The sequence below is a fragment of the Occultella kanbiaonis genome (assembly GCF_009708215.1).
Lineage (GTDB): Bacteria > Actinomycetota > Actinomycetes > Actinomycetales > Beutenbergiaceae > Occultella > Occultella kanbiaonis.
The window spans coordinates 2269861-2287680 of sequence record NZ_CP046175.1 but is presented as its reverse complement, the minus strand read 5'-3'; the positions used below and the strand labels follow the sequence as shown (position 1 = coordinate 2287680).

The following is a 17820-nucleotide window of genomic DNA, read 5'->3' as shown; positions in this document are numbered from 1 at the left end:
GCCGGACCGGAGGTGGCCGTCAGCGGCGCCGGGTGGCCCAGAACGCGACCGCCGCGGCGGCCGCGACGTTCAAGGAGTCCACGCCACCGGCCATCGGGATCCGCACGGTCAGGTCGCACGCCGCGACGGTGCGGGCCTTGAGTCCGTGACCCTCGGCGCCGAGCACCATGGCGAGCCGCTCCGGCGGGTCGTCCGCGAGCTCGTCTAGGGTGATCGAGTCGTCGTCGAGCGCCAGGGCGGCCGTGACGAAACCGGCGTCGCGCAGTGCGTCGATCCCGTCGGGCCAGGGGTCCACGCGCGTCCACGGCACCTGGAACACGGTGCCCATCGAGACCCGCACGGACCGCCGGTAGAACGGGTCGGCGCACCGAGGGGTGACCAGCACCGCATCCACGCCGAGCCCGGCGGCGCTGCGGAACGCCGCGCCGACGTTCGTGTGGTCGACGATGTCCTCGAGGATCGCGACCCGCCGCGCCCCAGCCACGATCTGCGCCACCGGCGCGAGCGGTGGCCGGTGCATGGCCGCGAGCGCACCGCGGTGCAGGTGGAAGCCGGTGATCTCCTGGAGGAGGTCCTGCTCGGCCAGGTAGACCGGGATGTCCCCGTGCTCCCCGGCACCGACCTGCGCCAGCAGGGGCTCCAGGTCCGGGAGCCACTTGGGCTCGAGCAGGAAGGAGCGGGGCCGGTGCCCGGCCGCCACGGCCCGGCTGATCACCGTGGAGCTCTCGGCGATGTACATGCCACGCTCGGGCTCGCTGCGCGAGCGCAGCGCCACGTCGGTGAGGCTGGTGTAGTCGGCGAGTTCGGTGGATCCGAGATCTGTGAGCGGGACGATCGGCACGCCCGCGAGACTAACGGGTGATCAGCCGGCGCCGCATGGGTCGTCCGCCGGACGCGATCCGATCCCGGGCCGCGAACTCGATCGCGTTCGCGTAGTGCTGGGTCACCTCGGCGTTGACCGCGTCCCAGGTCCGGGGCGCGGTGGACTCCCGCGCCGCGAGGCCCATCATCGTGCGGCGGACCGGGTCGGCGGCGAGCGTGGCGACCGCACGTCGCATCGCGACCAGGTCGCCGGGCGGGTAGAGGAATCCATTCTGACCGTCCGCGATCAGGTCGATCGGCCCACCCCGGGCGGGCGCCACTGCGGGCACGCCGCAGGCCTGGGCCTCCTGGATGGTCTGGGCGAACGTGTCCATCTCCCCGGTGTGCACGAACACGTCGAGGCTGGCCATCATCCGGGTCAGGTCCGCGCCCTCGAGCCGGCCGGTGAACGTCGCGTTCGGCAGCGCCCGCATGACCTGGTCGCGGCGCGGCCCGTCGCCGACCACCACCAGGCGCACGCCGGGCAGGTTCTGCAGCACGGCGAGGTCCTCGACCTGTTTCTCCCGGGCCAGCCGGCCGACGTATCCGACCACGACCTCGTCGCCGCGCGCCACGGTGGCGCGCAGGGCATCGTCGCGGTGCACCGGCGAGAACCGGTCTCGGTCCACCCCGTGCGGCCAGACCGCGACCCTGTGCACGCCCCGGTCGATCAGCTGCCGGCAGGCGTACGAGGACGGCGCGAGAGAGAGCGTGGCGCTCTTGTGGATGTCCTCGATCCGGCGCCACAGCAGCGGTTCGATCTGGCGCACCTTGTACCGCTTCGCGTAGCTGGGCACCTCGGTCTGGTACACCGCGACGGACGGCAGACCGAGCGACTGCGCCGCTCCGATCGCCTGCCAGCCGAGCACGAACGGCGCGGCCAGGTGCACCACGTCCGGCCCGAAGTAGCGCAGGTGCTCCTCAAGGGTCCGCACCCGCGGGTTGGACAGCCGCATCTCGGCGTAGCCCGGCAGCGGGACCGCCCGGTAACGACGCACGGTCGCGCCGGCGTACTCGGCGACGGCGTGCTCACCACGGCCGGGAGCCGGCGCCAGGACCAGCACGTCCTCGCCGCGCACGTCCAGGTACTCCAGCAGCCGCAGCAGGGTCACGGTGACCCCGTTGGCCTGGGGAAGGAACGACTCGGCTACCACGGCGATGCGCATAGGCCGATCGTGGCAGAAGCGGGCCGCGTAGCGTATCCACCGCGCGGGTGATGTCATCCGACGTGTTGTCGAACTTCAGGTGTACGACGGAGTCACTCCACCTCGGCCGCGGCCGCCGCGAACTGGGCCTGGTACAGGCGGGCGTAGGCGCCGCCGACCGCGATCAGCTCGTCGTGGCTGCCCTTCTCGACGATCGATCCCTGTTCCATCACCAGGATGATGTCGGCATCGCGGATGGTGGAGAGCCGGTGCGCGATGACGAAGCTGGTGCGCCCGCGCCGCAGCGCGTTCATGGCCTCCTGGACGAGCACCTCGGTGCGGGTGTCCACCGAGGAGGTGGCCTCGTCGAGGATGAGGATCGAAGGGTCCGCCAGGAACGCCCGCGCGATGGTCAGGAGCTGCTTCTCCCCCGCGCTGACCGCGGTGCCGTTGGTGCCCTCGTCGTCCAGCCTGGTCTCGTAGCCGTCCGGCAGGGTCCGTACGAACGGGTCCACGTGGGTGGCCTCGGCGGCGGCGACGAGCTCGGCCTCGGTCACCTCGCGGTGGGTGCCGTAACTGATGTTGTCCGCGATGGAGCCACCGAACAGCCAGGTGTCCTGCAGCACCATGCCGATGTTCGAGCGCAGCCCGGCGCGGGTCAGGTCGCGGGTGTCCACGCCGTCGATCGTGATCCGACCGCCGTCCACCTCGTAGAACCGCATGATCAGGTTCACCAGCGTGGTCTTGCCGGCCCCGGTCGGGCCGACGATCGCGATGGTCTGCCCGGGCTCGGCGACGAAGGACAGGCCCTCGATCAGCGGCCGCTCCGGTGTGTAGCTGAAGGACACGTCCTCGAACGCGACCCGGCCCTGGACCGTCTCCAGCGTGGCCGGTGCGACCGGGTCCGCGGACTCCTCCGGCGCGTCCAGCAGTTCGAAGACACGCTCGGCCGAGGCCGCACCGGACTGCAGCAGGTTCATCATCGAGGCGATCTGGGTGATCGGCTGGGAGAACTGGCGCGAGTACTGGATGAAGGCCTGCACGTCACCGAGGCTCATCTGACCGGACGCGACCCGGAGCCCGCCGACCACGGCCACCACCACGTAGCCGAGGTTGGACACGAAGCCCATCACCGGCTGGATGGTGCCGGTGATGAACTGCGCCTTGAAGCTGGCCTCGTAGAGCTTCCTGTTCTCCTGCTCGAACGTCTCCCGGGCGGTCGTCTCGTGGCCGAAGACCTTCACGAGGGAATGCCCGGTGTACATCTCCTCGACGTGCGAGTTCACGGTGCCGGTGCGCTTCCACTGCTCCACGAACTGGGGCTGGGAGCGCTTGGCGATCTGGGCGACCACCACGGCCGAGAGCGGGATCGTCACGAGCGCCACCAGCGCGAGGATCCAGGAGATGTAGAACATCATGAACAGCACGCCGACCACGGTCAGGACCGAGGTGATCAGCTGGGACAGCGACTGCTGCAACGTCTGGGCGATGTTGTCGATGTCGTTCGTGACCCGGGAGAGCACCTCGCCGCGGGCCTGCTTGTCGAAGTAGCTGAGCGGCAGCCGAGCCAGCTTCGTGTCCGAGCGTTCCCGCAGGTCGTACACGGTCTGCTGGACGACCTTGGTCGTGATCCGGCCCTGCAGCCAGCTGAACAGGAACGATGCGGCATACACGGCCAGGACCACGCCGAGCAGCTGGGCGAGCCGGGTGAAGTCGATGCCCTGCCCGGGGATCAGGTTCGGCATCCCGCTGATCAGATCGGCCTGGGCGTCCATCCCCTGCGAGCGCAGGAGCTCGACCAGTTCCGGCTGGGTCAGGCCCGGCTCGAACTGGCTCCCGATGAACCCCTCGAAGATGGCGTTGGTGGCGTTCCCGAGCAGCTTCGGGCCGACCACGACAAGCGCCGTGGAGACCACACCGAACGCGATCGCCACGATGACCGCGACCCGTTGGGGACGCAGCTCCGAGACGATCCGGCGCAAGGTGCCGCCGAAGTTCATCGCCTTCTCGGCGGGCATCCCGAGCCCGCCCCCGGGGCCGTGCGCCTGGGGCCGGCGTGCCGCGGGCTTGACGGACGCCTTCAGCTCGGAGTCGTCGGCGCGCTCGCCGCTGGTGACATCGCGGTCGTCGGTGCTCATGCCGCCTCCGCCGCGGTCAGCTGGGAGGAGACGATCTCCTGGTAGGTCTCGTTCGACGCGAGGAGCTCGTCGTGCGTGCCCCTGCCCACCACCCGGCCGTGCTCGAGCACCAGGATCTGGTCCGCGTCCCGGATCGTCGAGACCCGCTGGGCCACGATGATCACGCTGGCGTCCCGCGTCCGCGGTCTCAGCGCCGCCCGCAGCGCCGCGTCGGTGGCGTAGTCCAGCGCGGAGAAGGAGTCGTCGAACAGGTAGATGGAGGGCTTGCGGATCAGGGCCCGAGCGATCGCCAGGCGTTGGCGCTGCCCACCGGAGACGTTCGTGCCGCCCTGCGCGACCTCCGCCTCAAGGCCGCCGTCCATGGAGCGGACGAAGTTCTCGGCCTGCGCGACCCTCAGCGCGTCCCACATCTCCTCGTCGGTGGCGTCTTCACGTCCGTACCGCAGGTTCGAGGCGACCGTTCCGGAGAACAGGTACGGCTTCTGCGGGATCAGCCCGATCTCACCGGTGATGATCTCCGGGGCGATGTCCCGGACGTCGATCCCGTCGATGCGTACCGCGCCCTCGGAGGCGTCGAACAGCCGGGGCACCAGGTTCAGCAGGGTGGTCTTGCCGGAACCGGTGGACCCGATGATCGCCGTGGTCCGGCCCGGCTCGGCCCGGAACGAGACCTCGTGCAGCACCGAGGCCTCGGCCCCCGGGTAGTGGAAGTCGACGGCGTCGAACTCCACGGCGCCGCGCACCTGGTCGGGCCGCTTCGGGTCGAGGGGGGCCAGCACCGTCGGTTCCGATCCGAGGACCTCGTCGATCCGCTCACCCGAGACCACGGCCCGCGGGGCGAACATGAACATCATCGTCGCCATCATCACGGCGAACAGGATGAACATCAGATAGCTGAGGAACGCCACGATGGACCCGATCTCCATCGCACCGGAGTCCACGCGCTGGGCGCCGAACCACATCACTCCGACGGACGCGACGTTCACGATCAGCATCACCAGCGGGATCGCGAACGCGAGCACCCAGCCCACCTTGATCGCGACGTCCCGCAACGACGTGTTCGCCACGGCGAACCGGGCCTGCTCGTCGCCCTCCTTCACGAACGCCCGGACCACCCGGATCCCGGTGATCTGCTCACGCAGGATCCCGTTGATGGAGTCGATCCGCTTCTGCATGCTGCGGAAGTAGGGCACCATCCGGCTGGCCACGAGGGCCATGGTGCCGCCGAGCACCGGGACCACGACGACGAGCAGCAACGACAGCCCGGTGTCCTCCTGGACCGCCATGATGATGCCGCCGACGAGCATGATCGGCGCCGTGATGATCATGGTCAGGGACATGAACACGAACATCTGCACCTGCTGCACATCGTTCGTGGAGCGAGTGATCAGCGACGGTGTACCGAGCGCCGACATCTCCTGGGCGGAGAAGTCCATGATCCGTCCGAACAGGGCCTCGCGCAGGTCCCGCCCGAGGGCCATCGCCGTCCGCGCACCGAAGTAGATGGCGATCACGTTCGCGACCATCTGCACCAGCGAGATGCCGAGCATCATGCCGCCGGTGCGCATGATGAAGTCGGTATCGCCCGTGACCACACCCTGATCGATGATGCGGGCGTTCAGCGTCGGCAGGTACAGCGCGGCGAGCGTCTGCACCAGCTGCAGGACGCTGACGATCACGATCGCCGACGTGTACGGCCTCAGGAAGTTGCGGACCAGTCGAAGCACACGGTGACGTTACACCGCGTCAGCATCTACTCCCCGTGTGGGCTCCACGGCTTCGCTGCCGGCGGAATCGGCTCGTCCGGCGGGGCCTGGCCGGCCTCCGCGGACCGGTTGAACGGTGCCCCGGTGTGCTCGCCGGCGGTGCTCGCCTCGGCTGTCGCCTCGTCCACCTGGCTCCGTGCCTCGCGCAGTGCCTCGGCGGGGTCCTGCAGGGAGGTCTCGGGCAGGGCGATGTCCAGGCCCTCGATCATCTCCGGTGCCGCCTCGCGGGCCTTGCCCGCGTCCGAGGGGCCGTCGCCGCGGGGGGCCGGCGGGGAGGTGTCGCCGCCACCGCCGAACGCGGACGTGATGGAGCCGAGCGCGGCGGTGAACTCCGCCGGCACGACCCACAGCTTCGAGGACGAGCCGTTCGCGATCTGCGGCAGCATCTGCAGGTACTGGTAGGCCAGCAGCTTGGGGTCGGCGTCGCCACGGTGGATCGCGTCGAACACCTGGAGGATCGCTCGCGACTCACCCTGGGCCCGCAGGATCGCGGCCTGGGCCGCACCCTCGGCCCGCAGGATGGAGGACTGCTTCTCACCCTCGGCGGTGAGGATCTGGGACTGCTTGACACCCTCGGCGGTGAGGATCGCCGCACGGCGGTCACGCTCGGCGCGCATCTGCTGCTCCATGGCGCCCTGCACGCTCTGGGGCGGGTCGATGGCCTTCAGCTCCACCCGGTTCACGCGGATCCCCCAGCGGCCGGTGGCCTCGTCCAGCACCCCACGGAGCTGGCCGTTGATCTGGTCGCGGCTGGTCAGGGTCTGCTCAAGGTCCATCGAACCGATGATGTTACGGAGCGTGGTGACCGTGAGCTGCTCGATGCCCTGGATGTAGTTCGCGATCTCGTACGTCGCGGACTTCGGGTCGGTGACCTGGAAGTAGATCACCGTGTCGATGCTGACCACGAGGTTGTCGGAGGTGATCACCGGCTGGGGCGGGAACGGGACGACCTGCTCACGCAGGTCGACGCCGGCCCGGACGCGGTCCACGAACGGGATCAGAAGGTGCAGCCCGGCGTACATGGTCGTCTGGTACCGCCCGAGGCGCTCGACGATGAGTGCCACGGCCTGGGGCACGATCCGGATCGCGCGGCGAGCCGCCACGACCACGAAGATCACCACCAGGATCAGGATGATCGCTCCGACTACCTGACCGAAATCCATCAGCTACCCCTACTCTCCTCTGGCCCGCAGATCGGGCCGTGCGTGTGTGGAAGGTCGTCGGTCAGTAACCGGGACCCGGCGTGCCGTACGGCTGACTCGGGTTCTGCGGCACGGCTTGCGCCGTGACCACGGCGGTGGCGCCCTCGATGCGGACGACGGAGACCACCGAGCCGACGCCCAGCACCACTCCGGGCTGGTCCACCCGCGCGGTCCAGACCTCGCCGACCAGTTTGATTCGGCCGGACTGCTGGGTCACGTCGGCCAGCACCGTCGCAGTGCGGCCGGTGAGCGCCGAGATGTTCGTGTCCGCCTCTGGGGTGGTCTTCTTCAGGTGAGCCAGTGCCCACGGCCGGACCGCGAAGATCAGCAGGATCGAGACCGCGGCGGCCACGAGGGCGGACACCCAGAAGGGGGCACCGAGGCCGGCCGCGATCGCGCCGGCCACCGCACCACCGGCGAGCATCAGGAACAGCAGGTCGACGGTGAGCATCTCGACGACCCCGAGCAGCAACGCCGCTCCGAGCCACCACAGCCAGCCGTAATTCATCGCTGCCTCCCCTCACCTGTCGCCTTTGAGTGCAGTGTAAAGGAAGTTTAAAGCACGTGACGACGTTCAGGCTCACGCTCGTCACGGGTGAGGGCCCGCGCGCTCCACCGCTTGCCGTGCCGCTCGACCAGCAGGTCGAGTCCGAACGTGCGCGAGAGGTCCTGCGGGGTCATCACGTCCTCGAGACGCCCGGAGGCCTCGACCTTCCCGTCCCGCAGCAGCAGACCGTCGGTGAACCCGGGCGGGATCTCCTCGACGTGGTGGGTGATCAGGATGAGCACGGGTGAGTACACGTCCGCAGCGAGCTCACCGAGGGCGGCGACGAGCTCCTCCCGGCCACCCAGGTCGAGGCCGGCCCCCGGCTCGTCGAGGATGAGCACCTCGGGATCCGTCATCAGGGCCCGGGCGATCTGGACCCGCTTGCGCTCGCCCTCCGAGAGCGTTCCGAAGAATCGGCCGCTCAGGTCCGCCACGTCGAACGCACCCAGCAGATCGTGTGCTCGGCCGACGTCGAGCGTCTCGTAGTTCTCCCGCCACCGGCCGGTGACCCCGTAGGAGGCGGTGAGGACGACGTCCAGGACGGTCTCGCCGCCCGGGATCCGGTCGGCCAGCGCCGCGCTGGCAAGGCCGATCCGCGGGCGCAGCTCGAACACGTCGACGGCGCCCATCCGCTCGCCCAGGATCTCCACCTGTCCCGCACTCGGGTGCATCCGTGCCGAGGCGAGCTGCACGATCGTGGTCTTGCCGGCCCCGTTCGGGCCGAGCACCACCCAACGCTCACCCTCCTCGACCGACCAGTTCACGCCGTCGAGAATGGTCTTGGTCCCGCGACGGACGCTCACGTCGTCGAACTGCAGCACGTCACCCATGACTCCTGACCCTAATTGACCTAGGTTCTGCCTGTGACCATCGACGTGCCGCGCAGCGTGCTGGCCGCGCTCTGGGTCGACGCGCTGCGCGACCCGGACGCCCGGACCTCCGTCTCGGACGCCCTCGCCGCGATCATCGGCGAGGACGAACCGCACACTGTCGACGGCGGTGGCTCGCTCGCTGAGCTGCTGCTGCGGGCCGGCGGTGGTCAGGTCGTCGCGGCGCTGCCGAGCCCGGGCCAACCGGTCGCCCTCGGCGGCCCGGCCGGGGAGCTGGCCATGGAGGTCGGCGAGGCGCTCGTGGTGTCCGGCTCGCAGCTCGGGCCGCCGAACGGCCCGAACGGCGCCACCGGGTCCTTCGTCGCGGTGCCGATCGTGACCGAGTTCGGCTCGGCGCTCGAGCCCGGTGCGATGGTGGCGTGGCAGGTGTTCGCGGGCACGGCCGGGCCCCCCGCGGTGGACTCCCTCGGCGAGGCACGCGCGGGGCTCGCCGAGGCGCTGAACGTCGCCATCGAGGCGCTCAGCCGGATGGATGTGGCGCGGTGGCGCGAGGAGGCCGCCGAGGAGATCTCCAGGCTGGCCTCGTCCGTCGTACCCCCGGCGTTGGAGATCCGGCTGCCCCCCGATCAGGACCCCCGCCGCACCGACCTCCTGGCCCGCGCGGCCAGGCTCACCGCGATCGTCGAGCTCGCCCGGACCGACGACGGCGCGGCGGTGAACGCCTGGCAGGCCGATCAGCGCTCGGCCGCGCTCCGGCACGTCGCCGCCGCGGCCCGGCGGGCCCTGACCGCGGCGAGCGCGAGCGCGCCGCGACCGGGCTGACCGGATCCGTGATCGCCGCGCGGGATGCTCAGCGCTCGGCGAGCACCCCCCGGTACACCTCGAGGGTGCGTTCCCCGATCGCGGCCCAGGAGAAGTGCTCCTCGGCCCGGGTCCGCCCGGCGGCGCCCATCCGCGCCGCACGCTCGGGGTCCGACGTGAGTTCGGTGAGGGCTGCGGTCAGGTCGCGGACGAAGGTCTGCGGGTGCACCGGCGTACCGGTGCCGTCAGTGACCTGCTCGATCGGCACCAGGAGCCCGGTCACACCGTCCTCGACGACCTCCGGGATGCCGCCGGTCGCGGACGCCACCACCGGGAGCCCGACCGCCATCGCCTCCAGGTTCACGATGCCGAGCGGTTCGTAGATCGACGGGCAGACGAACACCGTGGACGCCGCGAGCAGCCCGACCACCTCCGCGCGGGGCAGCATCTCGTCGATCCAGATCACCCCGGTGCGTCCGGTGGTGAGCTGCGCGAACGCGCCGGAGACCTCGACCGCGATCTCCGGGGTGTCGGGCGCTCCCGCGCACATGATGATCTGGACCTCGGCGGGCAGGTCCCGGACCGCCTGCAGGAGGTAGGGCAGCCCCTTCTGCCGGGTGATCCGGCCCACGAAGATCACGGTGGGCCGGGAGCGGTCGACGCCGAACTTCGCGGCGACGGCGTCCACCTCGGCGGGCTCCGGGCGGCGCCAGGAGTCCAGGTCGATCCCGTTGTGGACGACCACGACCTTCTCGGGGTCGAGCGACGGATAGCTGCGCAGGATGTCGGAGCGCATGCCCGCGCTCACCGCGATCACCCTGGCGGCGCCCTCGTAGGAGGTCCGTTCGGCCCAGCTCGAGACGGCGTAGCCGCCGCCGAGCTGCTCGGCCTTCCAGGGCCGCAACGGCTCGAGACTGTGTGCTGACAGCACGTGCGGGATGTCGTTGAGCAGTCCGCCGAGGTGCCCGGCGAGGTTGGCGTACCAGGTGTGCGAGTGGACCAGGTCCGCCCCGGCGACGTCGGCGGCGATCTCCAGGTCGACGCCGAGGGTGGCCAACGCGGGGTTGGCGCCGGCCAGGCCCGGCGGCACGTCGTACCCGGTCACGCCGACGGCGTCCGGCCGCGGGCCGTCGAAGCACCGCACCTGCACCTCGATGTGCTCGGCGAGAACTGCCGCGAGTTCGGTGACGTGCACGCCGGCACCCCCGTAGACCTTCGGCGGGTACTCCCTGGTCAGCAGGTCGACGCGCATCCCGCTCTCCTTCCGGTTCGGTGCCGGGCCCCGGGCGGAACTGCTGGTGACAAACCACGGCAAGCAATGGTGGGAACCCTCGCCTCACCCTATGGTTCAGACCATGGCAGCACCACGAGTTCTCGCGATCGTCCTGGCCGGTGGAGAAGGTAAGCGATTGATGCCACTGACGGCTGATCGCGCCAAGCCAGCGGTCCCGTTCGGCGGCATCTACCGCCTCATCGATTTCGCCTTGTCCAACGTCGTGAACTCCGGCTACCTCAAGGTCGTGGTGCTGACGCAGTACAAGTCGCACTCACTGGACCGCCACATCGCGAAGACCTGGCGGATGTCCCACCTGCTCGGCAACTACGTGGCCCCGGTCCCGGCGCAGCAGCGGGTCGGCAAGAACTGGTTCCTCGGCAGCGCCGACGCGATCTACCAGTCCCTGAACATCATGGACGACGAGCGTCCCGACATCGTGGTCGTGGTGGGCGCCGACCACGTGTACCGGATGGACTTCTCCCAGATGGTCGCCTCCCACATCGCCTCCGGCGCGGAGATGACCGTCGCCGGGATCCGGCAGCCGATCGGCCTCGCCGACCAGTTCGGGGTGATCTCCGCGGACGCGTCCGACCCGCTGCGGATCGCCGAGTTCCTCGAGAAGCCGGCCGACCCGGTCGGCCTGGCGGACTCCCCGCAGGAGGTCCTGGCCTCCATGGGCAACTACGTGATGAACGCGGACGCGCTGCTGGACGCCGTCACCAAGGACGCCGCGTCGACCGCCTCCCGCCACGACATGGGCGGCGACATCGTGCCGTACTTCGTCGACCGCGGGCAGTGCGGCCTGTACGACTTCATCCACAACGACGTCGCCGGCTCCACCGACCGGGACCGTGACTACTGGCGCGACGTCGGAACCCTCGACGCCTACTACGAGGCGAACAAGGACCTCATCGCCGTCGAGCCGGTGTTCAACCTCTACAACGACAACTGGCCGCTGCATACCGGGTACGTGGGTCTGCCGCCGGCGAAGTTCGTGCACGCGTCCGCCGACCGGATCGGCCAGGCGCACGACTCGATCATCTCCCCCGGCGTCGTCGTCTCCGGTGGCGAGGTGTCCGGCTCGATCCTGTCCCCCGGGACCCGCGTGAATTCCTGGTCCTCGGTCGCGGACTCGGTGCTCATGGACGGTGTCCAGGTGCACCGGCGGGCACAGGTGAACAAGGCGATCGTGGACAAGTTCGTGGAGATCGAGGCCGGTGCCACGGTGGGGGTCGACGCCGAGCTCGACGCCAGCCGCGGCTTCGCGGTGACGCCCGCCGGGGTCACCGTGGTTCCGAAGGGCACCCGGGTCACCGCCGTCTGAGCACGCATCCGGGCACGCGTCCTCGCCATGCGGGTCCGCCCGGGTGGGCGGCTACGGCATGATTGCCCCATGCCGACCACGCCGACCGGACCGACTGGGCCGACCGGACCGACGACGCCGAGTTCTCGCCGCCGGCTGGTGGTCATGGACGTGGACTCCACGTTCATCACCGCCGAGCAGATCGACCTGATCGCGGCGCACGCCGGTACCGGCGACCTCGTCGCGGCCATCACCGAGCGGGCCATGCGTGGCGAGCTCGACTTCGCCCGGTCGCTGACCGAGCGCGTCGCCACGCTCGCCGGGCTACCGGCGTCGGTCCTGGACGAGGTCCGCGCGCAGGTGCGCACCGCACCGGGCGCCCTCGAGCTGGTGCGCGAACTACTCGCGCGCGGCTGGCCGGTCGCCCTGGTCTCCGGCGGCTTCCACGAGATCGTCGACCCGATCGCCGCCCAGGCCGGCATCACCCTGGTCCGGGCGAACCGGCTCGAGGCCGACGGCGGGGTGCTCACCGGCCGCGTCAGCGGCCCGATCGTGGACCGGGCCGCGAAGGCTCGGCACCTGCGCGAGTTCGCGGCCGCCGAGGGTATCGACCTCGCCGACACGGTCGCGGTGGGCGACGGCGCGAACGACCTCGACATGATCGCCGCCGCCGGGCTCGGGGTCGCCTTCGCGGCGAAGCCGGTGGTGGCCGCCCAGGCCGACGTCGCCCTGCCCGGGCCGCGCCTGGACGCGGTGCTGGCCCTGCTCGACGAGAGCTGACCGGTCCCGACGAGAACTGACCCGGTCCCGAGCGACCGACCTACTCGACGGGCGTCGGAGCCGTCGACAACCCGGTCAGCACCGCGGAGCGGTCCGTGAGCGTCGACCAGGGCGCGTTGAACTCCAGGAACGCCGCGGTCGCCGTCGAGATCCCGGTGCGTACCCGCAGCGCCGCGGACTCCTGCGACTTCGGGCCGGCGAGCCGGTGTGCGGCTCCGGAGAGCACCGGCTCGTGCCCGACCACCAGGACCCGGACCACCTCGGGCGCGACCGCCCGCAGCAGGTCCAGGATCTCGTCGACATCGGCGCTGTAGAGGTCGTCGGAGTAGGTGACCTCGATGGCCTCGGCAGCATCGCCGAGGGCCGCCGCGGCCAACTGCCAGGTCTGCCGGGCTCGAACGGCCGCCGAGCACAGCACCAGGTCCGGCACGATGTCCCGCTCCGCGATCCGCTGACCGACGACCGTGGCCTGGGCCCGTCCGGTGACGGTCAGGACCCGGTCGTAGTCGGTCGGTGCCGAGTGCTCCGCCTGCGCGTGCCGGAGCAGGATCAGGTGCCGCTCAGAAGCTGACTCGTTCATGGACCTAGAGTCCCATGGCATGCACGCCACCGTCGACGTGAACGATCTCTCCGGTGGTCGCCGGCATCCAGTCCGAGAGCAGGGCGGCGATCGTGCGGGCCGTGGGTTCGGCGTCGTTGACGTCCCAGCCCAGCGGGGCACGGGTGGGCCAGCCGCCCTCCATCGCCTCGAACCCCGGGATCGACTTGGCCGCGGTGGTGCGCAGCGGCCCGGCCGAGACGAGGTTCACCCGGATGCCGTCCGGCCCGAGGTCCCGGGCCAGGTAGCGGGCCGTCGACTCGAACGCGGCCTTGGCCACGCCCATCCAGTCGTAGACCGGCCAGGCGAACTGGGCGTCGAACGTGAGACCGACGATCGAGGAACCCGCGCCGAGCAGCGGCTTGGCCGCGACCGCGAGCGACTTCAGGGAGAACGCGGAGACCTCGAGGGCGGTGGCGACGTCCGCCCACTGCCCGGTGAGGAAGTTGCCGCCCATCACGCTCTGCGGCGCGAACCCGATCGAGTGCAGCACGCCGTCCAGGGAGTCCACGTGCTCGCCGACCCGGTCGGCCAGGGCGGCGAGGTCGTCGTCGTCGGTGACGTCCAACTGCACCACCGGTGCGGGCGCGGGCAGCCGGCGCCCGATCGCCTGGGTGAGCTTGAACTGGCGGCCGAACGAGCTGAGCACCACCTCGGCGCCCTGCTCCTGCGCGAGCCTGGCGACCGTGAACGCGATCGAGCTCTCCATGAGCACGCCGGTGATCAGTAGCTTCTTACCCTCGAGCAGTCCCATGCCTGCGTCTCCTGTGCTGTGTCTGTGGTGCCTGTGTGTGGTGCGTCGGGTGGTTGTCGTTGTTGGGCCCTTGGGGCCCCGCGGTCAGTGGCCCATGCCGAGGCCGCCGTCGACCGGGATGACGGCTCCGCTGATGTAGCCGGCGTCCGGGCCGGCCAGGAAGCTGACCGCACCGGCGACCTCGGCCGGCTCGGCGAAGCGTGCGGCCGGGATCGACGCCAGGTACTTCTGCTGCGTCGCCTCCGGCAGTTCCTGGGTCATCGCCGTGTCGATGAACCCGGGCGCCACCACGTTCGCCGTGATGCCGCGGGCGCCGAGCTCGCGGGTGACGGACCGCGCGATGCCCACCAGTGCGGCCTTGGTGGCCGCGTAGTTGACCTGCCCGGGCGAGCCGTACAGGCCCACCACGGACGAGATCAGGATGATCCGGCCGGACCGCTTGCGGATCATGCCCTTGCTGGCTCGGCGCACGCACCGGAACGTGCCGGTGAGGTTCACGTCGACGACGTCCGTGAACTCCTCGTCGGTCATCCGCATCAGCAGCGTGTCCCGGTTGATCCCGGCGTTCGCCACGAGGACATCGGTCAGGCCCTGGTGTTCCTCGATCGCCGTGAACGCCGCGTCGATGGAGTCGGAGTCCCGCATGTCCCCGACCGCCCCGAAGACCCCATCGGGCAGGTCCCCGCCGCGGTAGATCGTGGCGACGCGGTAGCCGTCGGCGACGAAGCGTTCGGCGATCGCCCGCCCGATTCCCCGGTTCCCCCCGGTGACCACCACGGTCCGTTCGTTCTCGCTCACTGCGCCATCCCAGTCGTTCGTCCGGGGCCCTTGTTCCCTCGAATCCTCACGCCCAGACGCTAGTGCAGATCGCGGCCGGGCGTCACAATCGTCCGCGGCAGCCCCAGGTGGTGACGACCCGGCGTAACCTGGGAGGGTGCCAGAAGTTCACGCGATCACCTCGGTCGGGCGCGGCCGCAGCGAGCAGCTCCACGATCGCACCAAGCGCTACCTCATCACCATGGGCATCCGCACGGTGTGTTTCGCGCTGGCGATCTTCGTCACGATCACCTGGCTGCGCTGGACGTTCGCGGCGCTCGCCGTGGTGCTGCCGTACCTGGCCGTGGTGGCTGCGAACGCCGGCGGCGACCGCCGAGCCGCACCGGGTACCCAGGTCGAGCAGCCGTCACTGCCCGCCGCGCATCCCGCCGACGACGACCCCGAGCCGGGCACGCACGATGGCTGAGCACCTCGTCTGCAGCGCGAAGGGCTGCCGCCAGGAGGCTGCGTGGGCGCTGCGGTGGAACAACCCGAAGCTGCACACCGCGGACCGGCGCAAGACCTGGCTCGCGTGCCCGGACCACCGCGTCCACCTGGAGAACTTCCTCGGCGCCCGCTCGTTCCTGCGCGAGACCATCCCGGTGGCGGACCTGCCGCCGGAGTCGGGCGTGGGTGGATCGGAGCCTCGAGTGAGCCCCGACGAGCCGACGTGAGTGCTGAGACGAACCGGATGCAGGGACGGTACGGGTTCCTGCTGAGCGGCCGGTGGGCGGGCACCGTGGCCGTCGCCCTCGTCGTCGCGCTCGCCTGCACGGCCCTGGGCTACTGGCAGCTGACCCGCTACCAGGGCAAGGCCGCCGCGATCGAGCTGGTCGAGGCGAACTACGAGTCCGCCCCGGTCGGTATCGAGGAGGTCCTCCCCTCGCCGGGCACGGTACTGGCCACGTCGCAGACCTGGACCCCGGTGACCGTGACCGGTCACTACCTCACCGACGCCCCGCACCCCTCCGTGGTGCTGCCGCAGCGTCCGATCGGGGGCAGTCCCGCCGACCACGTGGCCGCCGTCTTCGCCGTGGAGCTGGCCGACGGCGGCACCTGGCTGCTGACCGTCGACCGCGGCTGGTACGCCACGGACACGTTCACCGACCACGGTGCGCAGCAGGAGGTCCCCAGCGGCGACGTCACGCTCACCGTGCGCCTGCGCCCCGCGGAGCCGACCACCGACAGGGACGCCCCGGACGGGCAGGTCTACGGCCTCGCGCCGGCACAGGTGCTGGCCGCGACGATCGGCGACGGCGCCTCGGGCAACCCTGCGGTTGGCGGCGACGGCGAGCTGGTCACCGGGGCCTACGGCGTGCTCGCGGTCGAGTCACCGACCACGGCCTCACCCCCGAGCATGCTCCCGCGGCCGGCCGCGGACCTGGGGAACCACCTCTCGTACGCGTTCCAGTGGTGGATCTTCGGGATCGGAGCCCTGGTGGGCACGGTCATCCTCGCCCGCCGCGAGGCGGTCGAGAGTTCCGGCTCCGGTCCCGCCCCGGCCGACGGTCCGAGCTCCGGCCCGAGCGGGCCGAGCCCGCACGTGGCCCGGGACCGCCGCCGCAGCGCCGAGGAGGAGGAGGACGCCCTCATCGACGGGCAGTTGCGGCACCGGGCCTGACGTCGCCCTGGTCGGTCGGCGATCGGATCCGAACCGGCCGCTCCTGCGCAGGGCAAAGCGGCTCAGCTGCTCAGCGGCTCAGCGCCGGACGCTTCGGGTCGAACGTCCATCCCGGGACGAGGTACTGCATGGCGGTGGCGTCGTCGCGGGCTCCGAGCCCTTCGGCGAGGTAGAGCTCGTGGGCCGCGGCCAGCGCGTCGAGGTCCAGATCGACGCCGAGCCCCGGACGGTCCGGCACCGCGATGGCTCCGTCGGCGATCCGGAGCGGGTTCGACGTGAGGTGTTGCCCGTCCTGCCAGATCCAGTGGGTGTCGATGGCGGTGATCTCACCCGGCGCCGCCGCCGCCACCTGGGTGAACATGGCCAGTGAGATGTCGAAGTGGTTGTTGGAGTGCGAGCCCCAGGTCAGACCCCAGGCAGCACAGATCTGGGCCACCCGCACGGAGCCGTTCATGGTCCAGAAGTGCGGGTCCGCCAGCGGGATGTCGACGCAGGAGGAGCGCACCGCATGGCCGAACTGGCGCCAGTCCGTGGCGACCATGTTCGTGGCGGTCCGCAGGCCGGTCGCGCGACGGAACTCGGCCATGGTCTCGCGGCCGGAGTAGCCGTCCTCCGCTCCGCACGGGTCCTCCGCGTAGGCCAGGACGTCGCGCAGCCCGCGGCCGAGCCGGACCGCGTCATCCAGGAGCCAGCCGCCGTTGGGGTCGATCGTGATCCGCGCCCGGGGGAACTCCCGCGCCAGGGCGGTCACGACCTCCGCCTCCTCGTCACCGGGCAGGACGCCACCCTTGAGCTTGAAGTCGCTGAAGCCGTACCGGGCCTGCGCCGCCTTCGCCAGCGCCACCACGGCGCCGGGCGTCATGGCCTCCTCGTGACGCAGCCGCAGCCAGTCGTCGTCGGCGTCGGTGCCGGCCGCGTAGGCCAGGTCCGTGCGGGCCCGGTCGCCGACGAAGAAGAGGTAGCCGAGCACGGGCACCCGGTCGCGCTGTTGGCCCTCACCGAGCAACGCGGCGACGGGCACCTCGAGGAACTGGCCGAGCAGATCCAGCAGGGCGGCCTCCACGGCGGTGACGGCGTGGATTGCGACCCGCAGGTCGAACGTCTGGGCGCCACGACCACCGGCGTCCAGCTGGGCGAACCGGGCCCTGATGTCGCGCAGCACCGAGTGATGGCGAGCCACCGGGCGGCCCACGACCAGGTCGACCGAGTCCTCGAGGACCCGGGTGATCTGTTGCCCACCGGGCACCTCGCCGACGCCGGTGCGTCCGTCCGAGTCGGTGAGCACCACGATGTTGCGGGTGAAGTACGGCCCGTGCGCTCCGGAGAGGTTCAGCAGCATGCTGTCCCGGCCGGCCACGGGAACCACCCGCATGTGCGTGATC

General features: G+C 70.8%; 18 protein-coding genes. 6 read left to right on the top strand and 12 right to left on the bottom strand.

All coding sequences use genetic code 11. The features are described 5' to 3' along the window. Positions 1-19 precede the first annotated feature (19 nt). The 7 genes from GKS42_RS10575 to GKS42_RS10545 form a co-directional block, all read right to left on the bottom strand. Complete coding sequence (locus GKS42_RS10575; protein ID WP_232848009.1) at positions 20-841, bottom strand: TrmH family RNA methyltransferase; 822 nt, start codon at positions 839-841, stop codon at positions 20-22. A gap of 10 nt (positions 842-851) precedes the next feature. After that, positions 852-2027, bottom strand: coding sequence for a glycosyltransferase family 4 protein (locus GKS42_RS10570; protein ID WP_154793785.1), 1176 nt, complete (start codon positions 2025-2027; stop codon positions 852-854). A gap of 92 nt (positions 2028-2119) precedes the next feature. Next, positions 2120-4144 (bottom strand): ABC transporter ATP-binding protein, encoded by a 2025-nt coding sequence (locus GKS42_RS10565; RefSeq protein WP_435529671.1) that lies wholly within the window; start codon positions 4142-4144, stop codon positions 2120-2122. Further along, positions 4141-5871, bottom strand: a complete 1731-nt coding sequence (locus GKS42_RS10560; RefSeq protein ID WP_154793784.1) for an ABC transporter ATP-binding protein — start codon at positions 5869-5871, stop codon at positions 4141-4143. Before GKS42_RS10560 ends, GKS42_RS10565 begins: the two co-directional genes overlap by 4 nt. 26 nt (positions 5872-5897) lie before the next feature. Continuing rightward, positions 5898-7073 (bottom strand): SPFH domain-containing protein, encoded by a 1176-nt coding sequence (locus GKS42_RS10555; RefSeq protein ID WP_154793783.1) that lies wholly within the window; start codon positions 7071-7073, stop codon positions 5898-5900. 61 nt (positions 7074-7134) lie between these two features. Beyond that, complete coding sequence (locus GKS42_RS10550) at positions 7135-7620, bottom strand: NfeD family protein (RefSeq protein WP_154793782.1); 486 nt, start codon at positions 7618-7620, stop codon at positions 7135-7137. Positions 7621-7667: 47 nt separating this feature from the next. Continuing rightward, positions 7668-8489, bottom strand: coding sequence for an ABC transporter ATP-binding protein (locus GKS42_RS10545; protein WP_154793781.1), 822 nt, complete (start codon positions 8487-8489; stop codon positions 7668-7670). A 33-nt stretch (positions 8490-8522) separates the two neighbouring features. Here GKS42_RS10545 and GKS42_RS10540 point away from each other — a divergent pair, with 33 nt between their 5' ends. Beyond that, positions 8523-9311 carry a hypothetical protein gene (locus tag GKS42_RS10540; protein ID WP_154793780.1) on the top strand — a complete coding sequence of 263 codons (789 nt, stop codon included), beginning with the start codon at positions 8523-8525 and terminating at the stop codon, positions 9309-9311. Between the two features lie 28 nt (positions 9312-9339). Here the strand turns inward: GKS42_RS10540 and glgA are convergent, their stop codons facing one another. Continuing rightward, a complete protein-coding gene (gene glgA / locus GKS42_RS10535; RefSeq protein WP_154793779.1) occupies positions 9340-10542 on the bottom strand; it encodes a glycogen synthase in 1203 nt (400 codons plus the stop codon). Between the two features lie 103 nt (positions 10543-10645). Here glgA and glgC point away from each other — a divergent pair, with 103 nt between their 5' ends. Beyond that, complete coding sequence (glgC, locus tag GKS42_RS10530) at positions 10646-11890, top strand: glucose-1-phosphate adenylyltransferase (protein ID WP_154793778.1); 1245 nt, start codon at positions 10646-10648, stop codon at positions 11888-11890. 69 nt (positions 11891-11959) lie between these two features. After that, positions 11960-12649 carry a phosphoserine phosphatase SerB gene (gene serB, locus GKS42_RS10525; protein ID WP_154793777.1) on the top strand — a complete coding sequence of 230 codons (690 nt, stop codon included), beginning with the start codon at positions 11960-11962 and terminating at the stop codon, positions 12647-12649. A gap of 40 nt (positions 12650-12689) precedes the next feature. Here serB and GKS42_RS10520 read toward each other — a convergent pair whose 3' ends face one another. The 3 genes from GKS42_RS10520 to fabG all read right to left on the bottom strand — a co-directional run bounded on the left by GKS42_RS10520 (position 12690) and on the right by fabG (position 14799). After that, on the bottom strand, positions 12690-13229 hold the full coding sequence (locus tag GKS42_RS10520) for a SixA phosphatase family protein (protein ID WP_168217803.1): 540 nt from the start codon (positions 13227-13229) through the stop codon (positions 12690-12692). A 4-nt stretch (positions 13230-13233) separates the two neighbouring features. After that, a complete protein-coding gene (fabI, locus tag GKS42_RS10515) occupies positions 13234-14001 on the bottom strand; it encodes an enoyl-ACP reductase FabI (RefSeq protein WP_154793775.1) in 768 nt (255 codons plus the stop codon). 84 nt (positions 14002-14085) lie between these two features. After that, positions 14086-14799, bottom strand: a complete 714-nt coding sequence (fabG, locus tag GKS42_RS10510; protein ID WP_154793774.1) for a 3-oxoacyl-ACP reductase FabG — start codon at positions 14797-14799, stop codon at positions 14086-14088. Positions 14800-14935: 136 nt separating this feature from the next. Here fabG and GKS42_RS10505 point away from each other — a divergent pair, with 136 nt between their 5' ends. From GKS42_RS10505 to GKS42_RS10495, 3 genes are read left to right on the top strand one after another with little or no spacing between them, the layout of a single operon-like run. Then, the gene (locus GKS42_RS10505; protein ID WP_154793773.1) at positions 14936-15244 is read left to right on the top strand and encodes a DUF3099 domain-containing protein; all 309 of its coding nucleotides are present in this window, start codon (positions 14936-14938) and stop codon (positions 15242-15244) included. Then, positions 15237-15491: a hypothetical protein gene (locus GKS42_RS10500; protein WP_154793772.1), complete on the top strand. Its 255-nt coding sequence runs from the start codon at positions 15237-15239 to the stop codon at positions 15489-15491. Before GKS42_RS10505 ends, GKS42_RS10500 begins: the two co-directional genes overlap by 8 nt. Then, positions 15488-16438: an SURF1 family protein gene (locus tag GKS42_RS10495; protein ID WP_154793771.1), complete on the top strand. Its 951-nt coding sequence runs from the start codon at positions 15488-15490 to the stop codon at positions 16436-16438. Before GKS42_RS10500 ends, GKS42_RS10495 begins: the two co-directional genes overlap by 4 nt. A gap of 70 nt (positions 16439-16508) precedes the next feature. Here GKS42_RS10495 and GKS42_RS10490 read toward each other — a convergent pair whose 3' ends face one another. Beyond that, positions 16509-17810, bottom strand: a complete 1302-nt coding sequence (locus tag GKS42_RS10490; RefSeq protein WP_154796654.1) for an enolase C-terminal domain-like protein — start codon at positions 17808-17810, stop codon at positions 16509-16511. Between the last annotated feature and the right edge of the window lie 10 nt (positions 17811-17820).